The organism is Virgibacillus ndiopensis (assembly GCF_900187325.1).
GTDB lineage: Bacteria > Bacillota > Bacilli > Bacillales > Amphibacillaceae > Virgibacillus_E > Virgibacillus_E ndiopensis.
In genome coordinates this window covers 40,061-60,171 of record NZ_FZMZ01000005.1, presented here as the reverse complement: position 1 = coordinate 60,171, position 20,111 = coordinate 40,061, and the positions used below count along the sequence as shown (strand labels likewise).

The window sequence follows — 20,111 nt, the reverse complement described above, 5'->3', positions numbered from 1 at the left end:
AAAACTCTAATTGAAAAGGATTCTCATTATCATTTAGAATTCTAACGGAATGCGGTTATCCTGTCAACAAATTTTTAAAATATTAGTGAATTAATTTGCAGTAGTCATTTTTACAAATTTATTTTCATAATGACGCTTCTTCTTGGCATTATTTGTTGCATCAAAAAAGGAAATAACATCTGCCAACGCATTCTCTAACAGTTCACGATCATTTGTTTTTTCAAGCAGTACGATAGCATTCTCGTAGTTTTTACTAGCACGTTGTTTGTCAGACTTCTCCTTGTGTTCTAGGCTATAAGCATATTGCATATAAATCATTCCAAGTTTACGGGCTGAAGTCTCTTTTAGTTGGTTATAAATGGTTATCGCTTTCGTATAATATGGGATGGCTTCATCTAATTTGGATTGGTCAAAATAGTAAAAAGCCATTTCCGTTAAGGTTTCAGCATGGATCAACGTCTTTGTTAACGTGGAAACTTCTAGCATGGCGAGTGCCTCTTTTAAATAAGGAAATGCTGTCTCATTGTCATCTTTGCTTCCGTAGATTTTTGCAAGACTAACGTAGCTGTTTATTTTCATTTCCGGATTTTCATCAGCAAGTTCAATTGTTTTTTCCAAATAATCAATTGCTTGCGTCTGATCATTTTTGGTTGAATATAACATACCAATTTTAAAATGCAGATAGAGAATCATATATTTATCCCGCTGATCATCTTCCTGAAAATACGTTAATCCCACTTTGTAATACTTGATGGCACGTACAAATTTTTCTAGTTTTTCTTCAATTTCACCTAAAACAAGATATCCACGAGCAAGCCTGATCCGATCAGACTCCTGTTCTTCTTCCATTTGTTTAACTGCATTTGACATGATTCTCCTAGCCAGCTTGTAGTCGCTCATAAATGCCAGCTCTCCAAGCATTACCAATTTACTACTTTCCTCCGTATTGGTTTCCGAATATAGTTTTTGAATAATTTCTGCTGCCGCTCTATATTCCCCAATTTCCGCATGACTGATCGCTTCAATAAGCAGTAATACTTGTATAAAATCTTTGCTATCATTATATTTCTCCCTAAACAAAGCTGATTTGGAAAGAACATTTGGATAATGGCCTCGCTTAAATTCTTCTAACAGCAATGTTACATCTTCTTTATTTGTATCATTTGAAACTTTTTCTAATTGCTCATTTAAGTTGAAAATATCCATGTTTGACATTACAACATCCCCTAATGTTTTTTTAGTGTAACAATAAATAAAAAAATGGCTCTTTTCGTACAGCCTGTCGTTATTTTCAGAAATTATGACGTAACACAAAATCATGTTTGATATGCTGCGACCGCTACTGGAAAATACTACGCTTTCCACTGGCGGCGGGGCAGAAAGAAACACAATACTTAATTCGCATTTTATATCAACTATTAGATAAGATTCAGCATATGAAAACCTTTTCGAATGCAGTCAAAAAAAATAAATCCTATCTATCCTCTATTTTAACTTAAATAGTAATAGATAAACTGCAACTTTCGCTAATGTTCATGAAATAATCATAATATCTTACTCCATTAGAAAAACCTCCTTATCCATGATACAATAAAGATAGTTGGAGGTGGTCATGTTGATCATTTATTACGATGGTTTTTGTAAAATGTGTTCAAGTACATCCGTTATTTGGAAAAAAATTGATTGGAGCAACCAATTAGCTTTTGAATCATTTCGTACCCTCAATGATTATCCAAAAGCAATGGAGGAAAGCCTTCATGTTAATAAAAATGGACATTGGTACACTGGGTACAATGCCATCATTCAAATTTCAAAGAAACTTCCATTAATGTGGGTTCTGCTCCCTTTCTTGTATCTGTTTAAATTGATTGGATTAGGTGACTTTGTTTACAATAAAGTCGCTAAAAACCGTAAGCTCGTACCAGTTAATCAGTGTGGGGAAGATGGTTGCATGTTGCCACCAAGTCAGGACTAATCATTGTTCCAAAATTTTCTAACCACCGCTTATATCCTCCGAAGAATAAATTTTAACATGCATTTTTCCATTGCTTGACTGCGCACGTATTAATACTGGTTGATTGTATTTATTTTTAAATGAAAAGTCTGGACCGTACCAACTTACCGTAGCATCACGACCCGGCGGAACATACGGCACACTACGACTGTGGGAATAACGCTCTACAACTTCCAAACCTGCTAAATCTACTGCATTATACAACGTAGAAGAAACCTGACATATTCCACCACCAATATCTTCTGCTAATTCACCTTTAACAATAACCGGTGCACGTTTGTAACCTTTTTCTTTTGTACGTTTTCCAACAATTTTGTTGAACGAAAATATTTCTCCTGGAAAAACAACATAATTATTAATGGCTTCAGCAGCTAAGTCAATATTATGTGAACGCTCCTTATTGCTTTGTTTAAAATACGTAACATAATTCCCGATTTCATTAACATGGATACTAGCCAAAAGCTCACTATCAACTCGAGGATAAATTGTTCTCGTTGGTACTTTTACCTTTTGGGGTTGTCCATAATAAAAATAATTGCGAAATTGTAAGTTTAATTTATCCCGATCAAGTGTCATTCCAGGTTTTTCAGAGACTATCTCACCCATATCATCTAATTTAGCATCGATAGGCTTTCGATAAATTTTTTGTTCTAATTTATCGAGTAAAAATTCAACCTTATCTTCATCGATAAAAGGATCGTTTAATAATAGCAGTGTATAGTATTCGCGATTAACAGTTATCATTGGTTTATCTTCGTTCATAACAGTAAAATCACTTGGAACCGTGTTCGGTGGTAGTATAGTAAACAATAATGTAAAAATAAGTGATGTCATAGCGTAACCTCCTGTTTATAGTATGAAACAAAGAGGTAAAATCATGTGCTTTACAAACGTAAAATGACAAAATTAAAACTGGGTTTCCCCAGTTTCAGGTATTATAGTATATAAACTGTGAATACGATAAGTGATACAATAATCGTTACAGCATAAATAATTAGTAATGATGGAACATTTGATTTTAATGAACTTGTTTCATATTCATGAGATCGTCGTAATTGTTCCTCTATACTGTCTCCCTCTTCTTCATATTGCTTTATTTTTCTTTCTTCTTGCTTGAATGCAACTATTGTCCCTACTAGAGCAACGATAAATATAATAACTAATAAACTAAGCAAACCAGGACTCATGATCACCCCTCCGTTTTATCAAACCCAAACTACCACTATTATCATACGAAGTGATTGAAAATGCCACCTGAGAAAACATCTATTTTCAACAATTTTGTGAAAAAAATAAAATAAACCACCTTTCGCAACTAATTGCAAAAAGTGGTTTATATATTTTATATATTTATCGGAAATCTCTTGTATTTTCCATGCTACGAGTTGCTACCGCATATCCTACAAGGGATGCCAACAAAGCCATGAAAAAATATAATGTACCTTTCATTCAATATCCCTCCTCTGTTCACCTTACTTCGGTCTATTTTAAAAAGATAAGAAGTCTATAAATGTAAGCTTTATGTTTTAATCAGATAAGCGCGAAAGATTGACTTCCTTCGCATAAAGAAAAGTCAACATCGGTAAGCTTTTAAAATGGAAGCTTTCCTTTTTTCAAGATCAATTTCGGTCCACCAAGCAAGAATAAATAGCGGTTATCAATGACATTTTTCATTGCAGAAGCTGGTGTTCCATAAAGTTTTTTATCCGAAAATACAGTACCCATTGCATCCTTTTTACCTAATGAAGCTACTGTACCTTTGTTATCAAATACAAAGTTTTGCATTGGTTCATTGTATAGAAGAGCTTTAATGTTCGCAGCACATATATCCGCTTCTTGAATTGCTAATTGTGCTGTTGGTGGATATGGACGACCTGCTTCTTCATCCATTACCCATGAGCAATCCCCAAGAACGAAAATATTTTCTTCATCAGGTGCTCGTAAATCTGCATTAACAGAAACTTTACCTTTTGTTAATTCGAAGCCTGATTTTCCAAGTATTGAATTACCAGTGACACCACCAGTCCAAACAATTGTTCCAGCTTTAATTTCTTCGCCTTCTCCAATTACAAAGCTATCTTCTTTACATTCAGAGATTTTCGCATTTTCTCTGAATTCAACACCACGGTCTTCAAGTGATTTTTTCGCATAAGCAACAAGTTCATCATTGAATCCAGGCATAATTCTTGGTGCTGCCTCTACATCAATTATACGCGCTTTGCTACGGTCTATATCATATTCTTTACATAATTTTGGAACCTGTTCCGCAAGTTCTCCTACAAACTCAATGCCAGTGAATCCGCCACCTCCAACTAGTATTGTAAGGCTTTCATCACTTGTATTTTCTTGATTGTATTTAGCAAATTGGTATTCAATATGATCATGAATAAGACGACATGAATCAATATCTTGGATTGAAAAAGCATTCTCTTCCATACCCTTGATTCCAAACGTATTTGATTCGAAACCAAGTGAAATAACAAGATAGTCGTATGTAACTTCACCATTTTCTAACACAACAAGATTTTCATCCTTCTTAATCTCAACAACAGAATCATAAATTAAACGAACCCGTCGTGGATTAATGACATCGCTAATCATCATTCTAGCTTCATTTGGTTTTTTAGAGCCCGCAGCTACTTCATGAAGCCATGTTGTTTGATAATGGTAATTGTGTTTGTTGATGAGAACAAGTTCCGCTTCGTCAACACCTAGCTTTTGGGTTAATCTTTTTGTCGTCATCATTCCTGCATAACCTGCACCAAGAATGACAATTCTGGGTTTGTTCGTATTCACGTTACATCCACCTTCCTCTTTTTCAAATTTCTAAAAGCGTTTTCAAATCGTCTAATAAAATTACTAACGCTTTTACAATTGCTTTGGTAAACTTATATTAATGTCATATACAATAATATCAAAGTTTCTATTAATAGGCTAACATTCAGGAGTTTGACACATAATCACATTGTATTTTATCCAATATTCACTGTTAAATACTTGTCATGAAAAGAGGTATCCTATGGAAAAACTGATCATAAAGAAAAATGACAACACAGTAAAAGAATTATGTAAATCAGATCCCGCTATGAAAAAATTAATTTCCATTGTAGGTGATATGGAGGTTATATTAAGACCAAACTATTTTGTCTCATTAGTAAGATCTATAATAGGTCAACTCATTTCTGTTCAGGCAGCAGATGCTATTTATAGTCGGCTAGAGACACTTCTACATCATGATGTTTCACCCAAATCAATTGAAATAGTTACCGATGATCAGTTACGCTCAATCGGTTTGTCACGAAGAAAAGTTTCTTATTTACGTGATTTTAGCCAAAAAATTTTACGTTCAGAAATTAATTTACAAAACCTTAATGAATTAGACAACAAACAAATTATAAAACAGTTAACAAGCATTAAAGGAATTGGGAAATGGACGGTAGAAATGTTTTTAATTTTTTCATTAGGTAGGCTGAATGTTTTAGCATTGGACGATATAGGAATTCAACGTGGCGCAAAATGGCTCTATCAAGTAGATAAAACAGATCGCCGTAAAGTGTTAGAAGAAAAAGCAAAATTATGGGATCCACATTTTACTATCGCATCGTTTTATTTATGGGAAGCAGTCCACCTCAATTTTGTTTCATTGTATGAATCAATTGAGGAGATAAAGTAAAGCTCATTCAGTGGGGGTTTTACTGGCCGTTAATGTTAGGTAATAATAGACCCGAAAACTGGGTACTAGCAGCATTCGGGTCTATTATATAGGGGCTATAGCCTACGTTTTTCTTATACTGGTCGTACCGTCACTTCATTAACGTTAACATATTCTGGTTGTGTTAATGTGTAGACAACTGCACGCGCTATATCATCTGGTTCGAGCGGTTTTCGATCACCAGCCCTGTTTGAAAAGATTTCGGTATTCACTTGTCCAGGCGAAATATTTGTCACGCGCACTCCAGTACGTGCGAGCTCTTTCTCTAATCCCATCGACAATGCACGTACCGCAAATTTCGTCGCACTGTAAACTCCGCTAGTTTTTGAAACTTCATGACCCGATACGGAGGCGATATTGACGATATGCCCTGTTGAACGTTCTACCATGCTTGATAAAACGGAATTAATTCCGTAAAGTACACCTTTTATGTTAACATCTATCATTCGTTCCCATTCATCAACCTTACCGTCTTGCAGTTTGCCGGATAAAACTGCACCTGCATTATTTATATAGATATCAACGTCACCAAAAGCCTGAACTGCCTTTTCAGCAAGTACATCAACAGCAGAACGGTCTGACATATTTGTCTCAACAGCGATTGCCTTCCCCTGTCCCTTTTTATTAATTGAATGCACAATTTCATCAAGCTTACCTTTTCTGCGTGCTGCTAATACAACATTAGCACCTTCAGTCGCAAGGTGTTTTGCAATAGCTGCACCTATGCCGCTACTCGCACCTGTTATAATTGCATGTTTTCCTGTTAATTTTTCCATGGCTATTTCCTCCTTACTAGATTAAGTGTAACATTTATAAAAAAAGAAAAACTGATGTTGAAACTTTTCAACGACATTTTCGTAAAAATAAATAGACTAGATAGAAAGGAAGATTTTTTGGGTAGACTTTTAACATTATTTATAGCAGGAAGTATTGGTCTAGGACTCCGTTTTTGGTTTAAGGGAGAATTTGATCTAGATCAACTTTTACTTCTTTTATTTTTCCCAGCCGCATCTGTTGTTGTATTTTTTATTATGAAAAAGAAAATTAAAAATGATACTACATATAAACCAAGTACGAATGAAAAATATATGACTACACATATGGGTGACAGGGTTTCAAGTGGAGTTAAACAACTATATGATGGGAGAACATCAATTGGTACTTATCATCGCTTTTACAATAAACTATGGCATAGAATTTTAGCTGACATTATGGAGCATCCCGGGATATGGTATCTTAATCTATCATTCAACTTATCCAATAGTGACAGTGTTTTGTTCCTATTAAAAAATGAAAATAAAATGACAGGAAATAAAGAATGGGAAATTATTTGGAATCAAGTGCCAATAGGTAAAGTACATACAGACCTGTCTTTCAAAAATGCAACTAAGCTAAAGGAAAGTATTTTTCTTGAGTTTAACGATCAATCCTATCATTATAAGTCATTTGGGATCGGTTCTAAAACGGAAGTAACCAATAATAACTTAACAATTGCTACTGGCAATCGCGTAAAAGGGTCAGTCTATGATTTTCAGGTGAATGATTCACACAAAGAAGAAAAAGAGATTCTTTTTATGGTATTTATATTATTTAATTTTTATCATGAACAGTAAAAGAAAGCTTGTAAGCACCTGACTTACAAGCTTTTTGAGTTCATATTTACCCCGTACAAATCATAATGATGTTTTCATCCGGATCTTTAATGGTAAAAAATGAAAAGTCATCAAAATCCACAATTTCTGAATCTATCGTACAATCTAATTCTTTAACATACTGATAGGATTTATGAATATCATCCGTATGAAAATTAAACAAAGGATAGGCGGAAGGGTTTCTCCTCTTCATTATTTCTCGTACACCATCCAACGTTAATCCTGTGTGATGATTGATATGAATATTATATACAGGATCGTGTACCATATCTAAATTATATTCAACCCCTAGTAAGTTGGAATACCATTTTACTGCTTGTTTAAGATCACTTACATGAACAAAAATAGTATTAATTTGATTTTTAATCGGACTTATCATATCTTCTTCACTCCTCTACATGGAATATTCAACCAGCGTCCTTATTTCGACGCATTTTTACTTCATACATTTTGTTATAAAAGCTTTCATCAAGATCAATTTCCAAATAATTCGCGAATTTTATTATGTAAGCAATACAATCCGATAATTCTTTACCGATTTTTTCTTTGTTGATGTTCTTGGCAAGTTTAAATGCTTCTTCCTCGCTTATGTTATTGTCTTCTGCCAGTTTAGTTGTGTTATTGAAAATAGATCTAAATTCTTCTGCTACCTCCCCTACTTCAGTTGTTAAAAGCATATAGTTATTCAACATGGAGCTTCTTGATTCTTGATAATTGTTTCCCTTAATATCCCAATTCATTTCTTTTTGAAAGTTTTTTAGAAAGTCTTGTACGTCCTTCATATTGCACCTCTTTGGTATACATTTTTATTAGAAATATAAATTATTAACTAAATTTTTGCAACCTTTTTTAAACAAGCTAGTTTATTTTTTATCGTCACTGCATAAATATTGTTATGAGGTGATTGAAATGCCGTGGAGAGATATTGTTACCGATGATACAGGGACCATGCTAAAATCATTGATCGAAAAAAAAGAGAAAAAGGAAAAAATGAAGTGGAGGCATACTCTTTCTGTAATTCTCACCCTTATTTTATTAGGTTCTTTAATTGCTCGTATATTCATATACCAGCAGGAAATTTTGAAAGAAAATCCATTCGACATTCTATCAAAGAACTATTTATTATTAATGGCTGCAATCATTGCTTTTCTATTTCAGAATTATTACTATACAAAAAAGAAAAAAGCAAAAGATAAATTTGATCGTTTGCGAGATGAAGTTATTGATCATTTAAACTATACGTGGTACATAAACATGCAACCAAAAATAAAGGAACAAATTTCCTCTTATATGCAAGAGAATCACGATATTAATGTTGTTTATAAAAGTAAATAAGCTAGGGTACTAACCCTAGCTTTAAACGTTAAAACATATCTCCGCGTTCTTCTTTCCGCTGTCGCATTCTCTCTGTCCATTTTTCAACTCGCTTATGAATCTCTTCGGAACGTTTGTCGATTTCATCTATTTTGAAAGAACGAAATCTTCCCATCTCATCAATCATCTTACTGTACCGTTCTGATACTAATTCACGGAGTTCGTCATTTGCAGCTGATTCTATCATCTCTTCATCTCTTATAATGTTAACAGCTTGATCAAATCGTTCTTTTTCCTTTTTTATTATATCCTTGATTGCTTCAAGCTCTACATCAAATCTATCGTACTCGTCAAGTCGTTCCCACGCATCTGGTGCCTTTGTAAATGCCCAAGCCAAATCTATATACGACGGCAACCATTCTTTTTCAATTGTAGTCTTTAAATCATCTGCACTATTTGCAGCGAAATAGTCACCATTGCCCGCTTCTGACACTTTTTTCAATTGATTTTCAGCATCCTGATCTACATGAAATCCAATAATATTTACCGATCTTTCTTCGTTATCTTTAACAAAGCTTTTAGCCTCTTTTACCGGATCGCCATCACACGTTTCTACACCATCACTAACAATATATACGGTTATATTTTCATCATAATTTTTGCTCATTTCAGAAGCCTTCTTAATTGCACCAGCTAGAGGTGTCCAACCCTTACTTTTAAATGTTGTTAACGATTTCTCAAATGCCTCTTTCTTATACGATCCCATTGGATAAACTTCTTCGATTCCTGTACAGGATAACGCTTTATCAGCATCGGACTCAGACCCTTTGTGGCCATATACAACTAAAGAAACATCATTCTCTTGCCCAATTGCCTCACCAAAGCGTTTAACGGCTTTCTTAGCAATGTCCATTTTTAATTGATTATCTACTTTTAACAGCATACTCGAGCTTGCATCAAGTAGAATAATAGCTTTCCCCTTTTTCGGTTCGTTTTCTACTTCTTCTTTTGACTTTTCTGGATCAGGTAAAAATGGCTCCTCAAAATCAGGCTCAAAGTTTTCTGCTTTTTCAATGATTTCCTTATAATGATTACTTCCCAACAATTGTACCAACACTTTCTGAAGATCTTTCGGATTTTGTGTTTCCTCCGTAATCTTTTTCAACTCGGTTATCAATTTATCTTTCGTTGCTGGGTCTATTTCTGTTTCTTCGTCTGCCAAATCTTCTTCTAATGAAGTACCTGTAACTAAAGTACCACCTTGTTGTCCTTTAAGATCTCCTCTGGTTAAAGCTAGTGAAATACTAGTCAATTCTTCTGTAATCGTTTGTTCCTTTTTTACCGGTTGTTTCACATCTTTTTCATTTTTCGCTTCTGTCGTTTCATCATCACTACACGCAGTAATGAAAAGTAACAATACCATAAAGACACTAACAAACACCCTTCTAAACACTCATCTCATTCCCATCCATTTTTTGTATATATTTAGATTGAACATATTTACCCTATGAGTCAATGATTCAAAATAACTAAAGATTTTGTTTTTATAGGTACTTAATACTATTTTTATATCAAAAAAATCCGATCAACTGTTGAACGGATTTTATAATTTATACTTTTTTCGTGTAGATTGTTGCTATCATTAAACCAGATTCAGCGTTTGAAAAAGAAACAATCTTTTGGAAACAGCCTTAACCTATTAAATTAATTGACTTCCAACTGATGTTCTTCATGCTCATGCAAACCTTCCTCATTTTCAACATGAATGACTATCATGTATGAACCGGCTTCCTCAAACGTATGGGCAGCATTGTATTCACCAGGATTTGATTCTTTTGTTTCAATCCATTTGTGGTTATCTGGACTTTCCACATTCCAGACTTCATAACGTACATTTACTTTTTCAAGTGGAGTATCATCGATTTGTAAATGAACGGTCAAATCTGTTTCTTGATTAGCCTTTACATTTTCTGGCTTCATGAAATGCATTCCAAACCCTTCTGCATGGTGACCATGTTCATGACTGGTTGCTTCATCTTGCTGCTCTTCTCCACTCTTAACAGTAGTTCCATTACCAACAGTAATAGACTTTTTCGGCATAGTGTGTAGACCTTCTGCTGTCACATGTGCATACATTTCATATACCCCATCATGGTCAAATGCAACTTCCGCTGTATACGTTCCATCTTTATTATTTTTTGATTCAATTATCGTACTATCATCCTCATTACCTTTTTCCCAGAATTCAAATTCGACCTTTTCCGCATTTTTTACTTTTTCATCACCGTATGTAACAATTGCATTTAGCACCACAGTCTCGTCGACATCTGCTGTCTCAGGAACTTTAAATTCCACATTAAGTGTCTTTAATTCTTCATCAGTACTCTCTTCAGTATCCTTATTCGTTTCACCACATGCAGTCAGCAAAACTAAGGTCGTTATTAATAGTAATAAGACTATTTTTCTCATTTTCATTACCTCCATCTGTTGCAACTATTAATGATGTTTACTGCATCCATGATCATGACCATTCATCTTTTGAAAAATCTTTTCGATTGCTTCACTAAAGCTATATACGTTTCCATTAAAACCTTTCACGAAGTTGTCGGCATGCTCTTTCCACTCAAATGTTAATACTTGTGGATGACAACAACCTATATGTAAAGAAGTATCCATCACGTACCAAGCAAGTTTAGCACTTATCGTTGTCTGCTTAAAAAAGTCAGGGCATATTGCCTGAATCACATCATCACCTAGTTGACGATGTCGAAGAAGCCCACAGTGTGCACAGCACGCCATTTCAATTTTATTATTTTGTAATATCAAACGATAAGCCATTCTTTCATTTATCTTACGGCTGCAAAAAACACATTCCTCGGAATTAGAAACTTTGTTTGAACGTTCTTGAACAAGGGAAATACCGCCAAATGTCTTAACAATAATCCCATCATCAATTAACGGTTTTAAATCCCGGTGTACCGTCATTTCCGAAACATCAAGTTCCTTGCTTAGTTCAGCTATTTTCATATTTTCTTTTTCTTGGATCATTTCTTTAATTCGGTTTTGCCGTTCACGTGGTAGCATATATGTTTTACCCTCCTCATCTAATCCATCAATATTATTAACAAATTCAAACAAACTATAACACTAATGTACCAATTGATTATTACTTTATCAATGAACGTTGTGTGAAAGATCTGTGAATGTTTTAAGAAAATATAACATATGTTGATTTTAAAGGGGGAATTGTATGTCATATGAATTGTTATTAGCTGGACAATTGGAGTGGAAAATCCCATTCTTGACACTCCTGTTAATAATTGCTCTTTTGTATTTATACCTTATAAAACGTTTCACAAAAATAACCTTCAACCATAAACAAGTTCTATTCTTTTTATCTGGCCTAAGCCTACTATCCTTGACAATCGGAAGTCCAATTTCAGCAATCAGTCATCTCACCTCCAGTTTCCACATGATTCAAATGAGCATTCATTATTTTATCGTTCCACCACTATTATTGTTTGGACTTCCCGTACAGTTATATCAACAAATTTGGAAGGTTCCCTTGATAAAAAAACTTAACAAAACCCTTTTGCCACCAAAGCTTGCTCTAGTTATCTTCTCCCTATTGTTCTTCCTTTACCATCTACCGTTAGCTACAAACTTCTTATCTACAAGTTCTTTTTACCATAACAGTTATCTATTTTTGTTATTCATAATCTCGTTTTGGATGTGGTGGCCGTTTGTAAATCCTAAATTGTGTAAAGCACACAAAAAACAGTATGCCTATCTAAGTGGACTACTAATTATGCCTGCTTGTCTGCTATTTATATTCAGTGCTCTGATGAACGGAATGGACAATCCATTTCTTACTCAACTGACCTCCCATCTTTGCACACCCTCTCCATCTAGTCCCTCAAGTTTGTTACCCTTCCCCTTCAATACCAGACTTGATCAAGTAATAGCAGGGAGTCTAATGATGGGAATACATAAATTAAGTATTATGTCTGCATTACAGTTCAGGCCAAACCTGAAAGACTAAGCGTATCGTTCTAAACATGCTTGATTTCTAATAAAATATAGTATAAATATTGAAAGTGGTGAGGAAATTATGCAAGAAACCAGCTACTTAAATGTAAAAGGAATGTATTGCGCTGCATGTGCTTCCAGAATTGAAAAGGTAGTTTCCAGAATAGATGGTGTACATGAAATAAATGTAAATTTAACTACTGAAAAAGGCCGTGTATCATTTAATAAAAATCGGACAAGCATTTCTGACATCATCAACAAAATTAATAAAATTGGATATGAGGCAAAAATAATCATCCAAGATAACACACAATCGGAGCTTGATAAACATAAAGCAATTCGAATTCTCCATTGGAAATTCATTCTTTCTGCACTGTTTACCTTCCCCTTAGCATGGGCGATGTTTGCTCATTTTAAGTGGGCATCATTTATAAAGGTTCCTGAATTATTTACTCACCCTTTGTTTCAGCTCGCACTGACAATTCCTATTCAGTTCATAATTGGATTCCAATTTTACGAGAGGGCTTGGAAAGCATTAAAAAGCGGAAGTGCTAATATGGACGTTCTAGTGGTACTAAGTACATCGGCCGCTTTTTTCTACAGTCATTATCTGACGTTCACTTCGATGCAAACAATAAATCATCCACAATCAATCGTATTGTACTATGAAACTAGCGCGTTTATTATTACATTCATTTTGCTAGGAAAACTACTAGAAGCAAAAACGAAAATGAGAACAACAGAAGCCATCAAAAAACTTTATCAATTACAAACCAAAACAGCGACATTATTTGCGGAAGGAAAAGAAATAAAAGCATCAGTTGATCGACTTTTACCTGGGGATACCATTATTCTTAAACCCGGTGAAAAAATACCAATTGATGGGCAAGTTATCCAAGGAAATTCAATGATTGATGAGTCTTTGTTAACTGGAGAAAGTACACCAGTTGAAAAATTCCCTGGAAAAAACGTATATGCAGGGACCTTTAATCAGAATGGATTATTAAAAATTAATGTAACCAAAAGAGATTCTGAAACGACATTGTCACAAATTATACGTATTGTTGAAGAAGCCCAAAGCTCTAAGGCACCAATTCAACATATAGCCGATAAAATTACTAGTGTATTCGTCCCTATTGTTATCGTAATCGCACTAATAACATTTATGGCATGGTATACCATCTTTCTTCCAGGTAATTTTAATGAAGCATTGGAAAAAGTTATTGCTGTCTTAATTATTGCATGCCCCTGCGCCCTCGGCCTTGCAACACCAACCTCTGTCATGGTTGGAAGTGGCCGAGCTGCACAACTTGGAATTCTTTTTAAGGAAGGGAAATTCCTTGAATTATTAGGAAGATGCGATACGGTAATCCTCGACAAAACAGGGACACTTACAAGAGGGATGCCCCAAGTAACTGACATCTATGTTGACCATCTTAGTGAAAATGCATTTTTGGAAATTATCGGTGCGGTTGAAACTGGTTCGGAACATCCTATTGCTAGAGCGATTGTAGATAAGACGAAGACGAAAGTCCGTTTACTTCCAGAGGCAATGCACGTTTCCGCATTACCTGGATATGGTGTCAAGGGAAATGTGAATGGAATGAATGTTGTTCTTGCTAATCAAAAATACTTTAAAAAAGAAAATGTTCCACTCCCCCTTAGAGTAGAAAATATAATAATGGAGCTTGAAAACAATGGAAAAACAGTAATGATTGCCTTTTTAGATTCACGTTTTGCCGGAATAGTAGCAGTAGCTGACGACGTAAAACCTTCCTCATCCATTGCAGTCTCTCGATTAAAACAAATAGGATTACATATCGTCATGCTAACCGGTGATAATAGAAATTCAGGAAAGACTGTTGCCAGAAAAGTCGGCATAGCTGAATTTCAAGCAGAGGTCACTCCACAGGATAAAGCTGCAATCATAACTAACTATCAGCAAAACGGTAATAGAGTTGTGATGGTAGGTGATGGGATTAATGATGCACCTGCATTAGCTATTTCCGATATCGGTGTTGCAATGGGAACTGGATCCGAAATTGCTATTGAATCAGGTGATGTAACGATTATCAAAGGTAATTTGAATCGCCTCGTTGATGCCATTACAATCAGTAAAAAAACAATGACGAATATTAAACAAAATTTTCTTTGGGCATTTTTATACAATTTCGTAATGATTCCATTTGCAATGCTCGGTTTTTTGGCGCCATGGTTAGCAGGTGCAGCGATGGCTTTTAGTTCTGTATCGGTAGTGTTGAATTCGCTTAGGTTGAAGCGAGCTAGAATCTAATATCCAAAAATAGAGCAGACCCTTCTCCTAGATACGTCTTTTCCCGTAATTAGTGTAAAATTGATTGAAATGCCTTCTCGATATCCGTTGTCGGCTGTTTACAAGTAAAATTTTCACAAACATAAACGGTTGTTTTATTCTCTAATTTTCGATATTCGCTTGTAAATGGGGCAACTTTCGCTAATGTTCCAGTGGATTCCCCTACTAACAAGGTCACATTTGGCAAAAAATACTTGTTAAATTCTGCTAGCAATTTTTGCGTTGGGTCATCGTTCCTATCACCAATTACAACTACTTCCTTAGTAGGGTTTCCAGTTAAAATTAAACTTTGCATGAAAAAAGTACTTGCGTTGGCATATGAATCTAAGTCATCTTTAAAAATTTGATACATTTCATCTACCTTATCGAGATACCTTGTATTCCCGACTAAATGTGCCAGACGAACGAGCATTACCGCTGCGACACTATTACCAGATGGAATGGCACCATCATAAACTACCTTTTCACGTGTAATTAATTCTTCACTATCACTTCCATAAAAGAAGAAACCACCATGATTATCGTCCCAAAACAATTCCACCATATCATTTGTTATCGCGTTCCCTTTTTCTAAGAAAGATAGGGATTGAGTTGAATCATACATTTCAATATATGCCCAGAGCAGAAAAGCGTAATCATCCATATATCCTTTATGCTTTACTTCTCCATCTCGATACCTGACCATTAAACGGTTATTAATAGTTAACGTTTCTTCGATAAATGATAGCGCATTTCTAGCTACATCCGTGTATTGCTTAACTCCAAATACTTTCCCTGCCTTGGCAAGTGCAGCAACCATCAATGCGTTCTGCGATGTTAGTATTTTGTCATCAACGTGTGGATATACTCTTTTTGACCTTACCTCTAATAGTTTTTCCCGTGCAATATCAAGTTTTGTTTTTAATGTCTCAACAGAAAGATTATGTTGTGAAGCAATCCATTCAATATCTGTGTGGATAATATTCGGAATGTTCGTCCCTTCAAAATTCCCAGTTGATGTAATGTCATATACTTCACAAAAAATCTTACCTAGATCATCACCAAGTATGGTTATAACTTCATTCTTGTCCCAAACATAATATTTCCCCTCTACACCCTCTGAATCCGCATCGATTGCCGAATAAAATGCTCCTTCTTTGCTCGTCATTTCCCGCATTACAAATGTTATGATCTGCTCTGCAATTTGTTTGAAGTATGGATTATTGGTAACTTGATAACACTCCGTATAAGTCATTACTAACAGTGCGTTATCATAAAGCATTTTCTCAAAATGTGGAACTAGCCACTCTTCATCGGTGGAATAACGAGCAAATCCAAATCCAATATGATCATATATCCCGCCTGAAGCCATCGACTTTAATGTTTTCTCTACCATATCTAAGGCAGTTTGCTTTCCAGTCGATTTATAGTACCGCAACAAAAACATTAGATTATGTGGCGCTGGAAACTTTGGCGCCCCACCAAAACCACCATATTTCATATCAAACAGTTGACCAAGCTGTTCAAACGCATTATCCGCTACGTCTACTGTCAACTTATTCTTACCTTTTTGCTGAGCCGTTTTTTGAAGTGCATTTGTAACACTATCCGTCACTTTCTTAATATGTTCTGGAGCTTCTTTAAACTTTTTATAAAGTTGTGTAATAACCTCGACAAATCCAGGCATTCCATATTTACTTTCTTTCGGAAAATATGTACCTGCATAAAACGGAATTTTATCAGGAGTTAAAAAAATACTTAACGGCCAGCCTCCTTGTCCGTTCATCATCTGACAGACTTTCATGTACACCGAGTCAATATCGGGACGCTCCTCCCGATCAACTTTTATTGAAACGAAACGATCATTGAGCAGTTTTGCAACCTCTTCGTCCTCAAAGGATTCATGAGCGAATACATGACACCAATGGCAGCTACTATAGCCGATTGAAAGAAAAATTGGTTTGTTTTCTCCCCTCGCCTTTTCAAACGCTTCCTCACCCCAAGGATACCAGTCTACTGGGTTGTAAGCATGTTGTAGCAAGTATGGGGACTTTTCTTCAATTAATCTGTTAGGTTCTTTATTATTTGGTTTCATCGAGTTCACCTTTCATGTTAATAGAAATTACCTTTACTATTATGTTATCCATTCTATAAATAAAAAGACAATCAAACGATTTATTTATTGGTCCCTAACCAATTAGATATAATTGTGCGTAAAATAGGAGTGTATTAGTATTAATTTGTGTCCATCTCCTAATTTTCTTTTTTTGGTTCTTTTATAGAGATGACTTACATTTATTTTCAGCAAACTTGCTCATCTATATTCTTGAAAGTTAGGAAGTGGAGATCAACTTGGAAAAATTATCTAACAAATTACTGATTGAGTCTTATATCAAGGCAAAAGAATTAAATTTAGATCAGGAATTTCGAGAAATAATTGAACAGGAAATCAATCGCCGCGGGTTATTGATTAAACAATCAACTAAACGAGAGAGTCATAAATAGTTTAGAAAAAGAGAGATTAGAAACGATTGGGGAAAACGCGGGAAAGAGAATATAAATTACTAATGTGAGTAATAATGCCGAAATCGATTAGGTTATTTTTTCTAAAAGTTTCCAAAGAAAGGAGATATGGAGTGGGCATGCAACAATTTCATAGCTGATAGATTTGTATTCTATAACACTAATAGAGCTATTTATGTTTAACTCTAAATATAAAAAAAGACTATCAATTCTGATGTGCACCCCCAAAAGTTAGACCAAAACTAACTTTTGGGGTTCAGCACATTCATTGTAATTTGATAGTCTTTTTAGTGATAATTTTACTCTTTTGTATCACTAGAAGTAGTTTCTAGTTGTCTTTCAGTTGACTGGTTTTGTGATGATTTTTCCAAGCTATCCTTTATATTTTCTTTACCAGAAAAGTTCTCAATTAACTCTTTAACGTCAATTCCTGATGATGCCTTCAACGATTCTTGAAGTGTGGACATCAAGTTGGTCGCATAACTTGTAACTTTATTTGCACCGCTATTTTCACCATTACCCCCAGTATCAACAACTGTGATTTTATCAATATTAGCCATCGGACTTGCAACTTGCTTCGCATAATCTGGAAGCATTTTAAGTATCATATCTAAAATAGCAGCATGACCATATTGTTCAAATGCCTCTGCAACTTTTTGCTTCGCTTCTGCTTCGGCAAGACCTTTTAGACGAATTACCTCAGCCTCTGATTCACCTTGAGCTTTTTCTGCTTCAGCTTTAGCAAGACCATCAATTCGTACTTTTTCTGCTTCTGCTTTTGCCATTGCTTCAACATGATATTTATGGGCATCTGCCTCAGCAAGCTGTTTTCTTTTTTCCGCTTCTGCCGCTTGTTCAACCGAGTAACGATCTGCGTCTGCTTTCTTCTTAACTTCAGAATCATATTGTTTTTCACGACGCGCAATTTCTTTTTCTTCAAGCTCAATTTGCTTCTGGCGCTCAATGATTTTGACCTGCATTTGTTGTTCCGTAACTTCCTGCTTCGAATGTGCCTCTTCAAGATGATAGGCTTGGTCCGCACGTGCCTTTGCCTTATCCTGTTCTCTGCGATATTCTGCAATTTTTAACTGGTTAGATTTTTCTGCTTCGGCAATTTCAGTTTCCCGCTCCAGTTCGGATTTTTTTGCATCTTTATTTGCTTCTGCACGTTTAATGCGTGTTTCTTTTTCTGCATCTGCTGTCGCAATGTCAGCATCACGCTTCACTTGCGCAATACGTGGCTTACCAAGTGATTCTAAGTATCCATTTTTGTCACGAACATCCTTAATCGTAAATGAAACGATGATAAGTCCCATTTTCGCTAAGTCTTGTGAAGCAACACGTTGTACTTCCTGTGAGAATTTCTCCCGATTTTTATAAATCTCCTCGACAGTCATCGATCCTAAAATCGATCGTAAATGACCCTCTAAAACTTCTCTTGCTTCATTTTCCCGATCTTCTTTGGATTTGCCTAAAAATTGTTCCGCAGCAGTTGCAATCTCATTAATAGAACCACCAATTTTAATAATTGCTGTTCCATCAGCCATTACCGGAACGCCCTGTTCGGTATACACTTCAGGTGTTTGTACATCAAGCTTACTTGAAAGTAAACTCAGTGGTTCCGCTTGTTGAAATATTGGAAGAATAAATGTACCGCCACCACGGACAATTTTTATTTTATTTCCAGATTCATCCACATTGACATTTTTTGATCCTAAATAACTCCCAGTTACAATCAATGCTTCGTCAGGACCCGCTGTTCGGTATTTCGAAACAAATACACCTATTAATACCAATAACAAAACAACTACAATACCAATAACAATAAATATCGGTGTCATCTTACATCCCCCTATTCTATTTTTTGTATAAAAACCTGCATTTGCAGCGTTTTTAACCGTAATCTATGCTTGAAAATTTATTTGATCATGAACAGATACGTACACCACACTATTCTTAATATCAATAACTAAAACCTCTGTTCCTTCAGGTATTGACTGACCGTCAAAGCTTTTAGCTGACTTTGCTATTGTGCCGCCTTTACCAGAAATAACCACCTCTCCATACCCATCATCTGGAATAGAAATAATTACTTTTCCAACTCTCCCCTTCAAATCATCTTCTGTATAAACAAGCGAAGACTCAGCTGAAGACAATGGAATAAGAATAAACAAATTTAACAACGTAACTAAAATTGCAGACAGAATTAGTGAAATGATAAAAATTAATAAGCTGTGAATAGATGTAGCAATTTCCAATATGTAACCAGCCGCACTTAAAATGGTAATAAATGATAATACAAGAGTTGGATTAAATATCCCTCCAGATAGAAATTCAAACATTCCCTCCAAAATATCCGACAATAAGATATAAATGAGTACTAAACTACCACCGACTATAAGACCAACTAGATAAATGGTTTCCAGTGGATATCCGAGAAATTCCATATAGACACCCCCTTTTACTTCGATATGTAGTACCTTTACACTAGTAATACGGAAATAACAACTAAAAGGTTTCAATTTTTAAAAAATTATTTCTAAATGGAGCACCACT

At 35.2% G+C, this 20,111-nt stretch carries 20 protein-coding genes; 7 read left to right on the top strand and 13 right to left on the bottom strand.

The features are described 5' to 3' along the window. Positions 1 to 90: 90 nt before the first annotated feature. Complete coding sequence (locus CS937_RS07545) at positions 91 to 1,215, bottom strand: tetratricopeptide repeat protein (RefSeq protein ID WP_176555787.1); 1,125 nt, start codon at positions 1,213 to 1,215, stop codon at positions 91 to 93. Positions 1,216 to 1,612: 397 nt separating this feature from the next. On the opposite strand from CS937_RS07545, the gene CS937_RS07540 reads away from it, so the two are divergent. Further along, the gene (locus CS937_RS07540) at positions 1,613 to 1,975 is read left to right on the top strand and encodes a thiol-disulfide oxidoreductase DCC family protein (protein WP_099157862.1); all 363 of its coding nucleotides are present in this window, start codon (positions 1,613 to 1,615) and stop codon (positions 1,973 to 1,975) included. 18 nt (positions 1,976 to 1,993) lie between these two features. Here the strand turns inward: CS937_RS07540 and CS937_RS07535 are convergent, their stop codons facing one another. The 3 genes from CS937_RS07535 to CS937_RS07525 all read right to left on the bottom strand — a co-directional run bounded on the left by CS937_RS07535 (position 1,994) and on the right by CS937_RS07525 (position 4,810). Then, on the bottom strand, positions 1,994 to 2,848 hold the full coding sequence (locus tag CS937_RS07535; protein WP_099157861.1) for a VanW family protein: 855 nt from the start codon (positions 2,846 to 2,848) through the stop codon (positions 1,994 to 1,996). A gap of 101 nt (positions 2,849 to 2,949) precedes the next feature. Further along, positions 2,950 to 3,201 carry a hypothetical protein gene (locus CS937_RS07530; RefSeq protein WP_099157860.1) on the bottom strand — a complete coding sequence of 84 codons (252 nt, stop codon included), beginning with the start codon at positions 3,199 to 3,201 and terminating at the stop codon, positions 2,950 to 2,952. Positions 3,202 to 3,604: 403 nt separating this feature from the next. After that, the gene (locus CS937_RS07525; RefSeq protein WP_099157859.1) at positions 3,605 to 4,810 is read right to left on the bottom strand and encodes an NAD(P)/FAD-dependent oxidoreductase; all 1,206 of its coding nucleotides are present in this window, start codon (positions 4,808 to 4,810) and stop codon (positions 3,605 to 3,607) included. A gap of 223 nt (positions 4,811 to 5,033) precedes the next feature. Between CS937_RS07525 and CS937_RS07520 the strand changes: the two genes are divergently transcribed. After that, positions 5,034 to 5,687: a DNA-3-methyladenine glycosylase family protein gene (locus CS937_RS07520; protein WP_099157858.1), complete on the top strand. Its 654-nt coding sequence runs from the start codon at positions 5,034 to 5,036 to the stop codon at positions 5,685 to 5,687. 113 nt (positions 5,688 to 5,800) lie between these two features. Here the strand turns inward: CS937_RS07520 and CS937_RS07515 are convergent, their stop codons facing one another. Further along, entirely contained in the window at positions 5,801 to 6,502 is a 702-nt protein-coding gene (locus tag CS937_RS07515; RefSeq protein ID WP_099157857.1) for an SDR family oxidoreductase, read from the bottom strand. A 117-nt stretch (positions 6,503 to 6,619) separates the two neighbouring features. Here CS937_RS07515 and CS937_RS07510 point away from each other — a divergent pair, with 117 nt between their 5' ends. Further along, positions 6,620 to 7,339 (top strand): hypothetical protein, encoded by a 720-nt coding sequence (locus CS937_RS07510; protein ID WP_099157856.1) that lies wholly within the window; start codon positions 6,620 to 6,622, stop codon positions 7,337 to 7,339. A gap of 46 nt (positions 7,340 to 7,385) precedes the next feature. On the opposite strand, the gene CS937_RS07505 is transcribed toward CS937_RS07510, so the two are convergent. Together CS937_RS07505 and CS937_RS07500 are read right to left on the bottom strand one after the other, a co-directional pair. After that, positions 7,386 to 7,757, bottom strand: coding sequence for a VOC family protein (locus tag CS937_RS07505; RefSeq protein ID WP_099157855.1), 372 nt, complete (start codon positions 7,755 to 7,757; stop codon positions 7,386 to 7,388). Between the two features lie 28 nt (positions 7,758 to 7,785). After that, positions 7,786 to 8,160, bottom strand: coding sequence for a MazG nucleotide pyrophosphohydrolase domain-containing protein (locus tag CS937_RS07500; protein WP_099157854.1), 375 nt, complete (start codon positions 8,158 to 8,160; stop codon positions 7,786 to 7,788). A 127-nt stretch (positions 8,161 to 8,287) separates the two neighbouring features. On the opposite strand from CS937_RS07500, the gene CS937_RS07495 reads away from it, so the two are divergent. Continuing rightward, positions 8,288 to 8,713 (top strand): DUF2663 family protein, encoded by a 426-nt coding sequence (locus CS937_RS07495; protein WP_099157853.1) that lies wholly within the window; start codon positions 8,288 to 8,290, stop codon positions 8,711 to 8,713. A gap of 28 nt (positions 8,714 to 8,741) precedes the next feature. Here the strand turns inward: CS937_RS07495 and CS937_RS07490 are convergent, their stop codons facing one another. From CS937_RS07490 to CS937_RS07480, 3 genes are all read right to left on the bottom strand, one after another. Continuing rightward, positions 8,742 to 10,145, bottom strand: a complete 1,404-nt coding sequence (locus tag CS937_RS07490) for a vWA domain-containing protein (protein ID WP_176555786.1) — start codon at positions 10,143 to 10,145, stop codon at positions 8,742 to 8,744. Positions 10,146 to 10,396: 251 nt separating this feature from the next. Next, a complete protein-coding gene (locus CS937_RS07485) occupies positions 10,397 to 11,161 on the bottom strand; it encodes a FixH family protein (protein ID WP_099157851.1) in 765 nt (254 codons plus the stop codon). A 27-nt stretch (positions 11,162 to 11,188) separates the two neighbouring features. Continuing rightward, complete coding sequence (locus tag CS937_RS07480) at positions 11,189 to 11,776, bottom strand: DeoR family transcriptional regulator (protein WP_099157850.1); 588 nt, start codon at positions 11,774 to 11,776, stop codon at positions 11,189 to 11,191. Positions 11,777 to 11,942: 166 nt separating this feature from the next. On the opposite strand from CS937_RS07480, the gene CS937_RS19980 reads away from it, so the two are divergent. Together CS937_RS19980 and CS937_RS07470 are read left to right on the top strand one after the other, a co-directional pair. Further along, positions 11,943 to 12,734, top strand: coding sequence for a cytochrome c oxidase assembly protein (locus CS937_RS19980; RefSeq protein WP_099157849.1), 792 nt, complete (start codon positions 11,943 to 11,945; stop codon positions 12,732 to 12,734). 69 nt (positions 12,735 to 12,803) lie between these two features. Continuing rightward, positions 12,804 to 15,014 carry a heavy metal translocating P-type ATPase gene (locus tag CS937_RS07470; RefSeq protein ID WP_099157848.1) on the top strand — a complete coding sequence of 737 codons (2,211 nt, stop codon included), beginning with the start codon at positions 12,804 to 12,806 and terminating at the stop codon, positions 15,012 to 15,014. 49 nt (positions 15,015 to 15,063) lie between these two features. Here CS937_RS07470 and CS937_RS07465 read toward each other — a convergent pair whose 3' ends face one another. Continuing rightward, entirely contained in the window at positions 15,064 to 17,127 is a 2,064-nt protein-coding gene (locus CS937_RS07465) for a thioredoxin domain-containing protein (RefSeq protein WP_099157847.1), read from the bottom strand. A gap of 257 nt (positions 17,128 to 17,384) precedes the next feature. Here CS937_RS07465 and sda point away from each other — a divergent pair, with 257 nt between their 5' ends. Next, entirely contained in the window at positions 17,385 to 17,537 is a 153-nt protein-coding gene (gene sda / locus CS937_RS07460) for a sporulation histidine kinase inhibitor Sda (RefSeq protein ID WP_099157846.1), read from the top strand. 317 nt (positions 17,538 to 17,854) lie between these two features. On the opposite strand, the gene CS937_RS07455 is transcribed toward sda, so the two are convergent. Together CS937_RS07455 and CS937_RS07450 are read right to left on the bottom strand one after the other, a co-directional pair. Further along, positions 17,855 to 19,396, bottom strand: a complete 1,542-nt coding sequence (locus CS937_RS07455; protein ID WP_099157845.1) for a flotillin lipid rafts scaffold protein FloT — start codon at positions 19,394 to 19,396, stop codon at positions 17,855 to 17,857. Between the two features lie 63 nt (positions 19,397 to 19,459). Then, a complete protein-coding gene (locus tag CS937_RS07450; RefSeq protein WP_099157844.1) occupies positions 19,460 to 20,002 on the bottom strand; it encodes an NfeD family protein in 543 nt (180 codons plus the stop codon). Positions 20,003 to 20,111 lie beyond the last annotated feature (109 nt).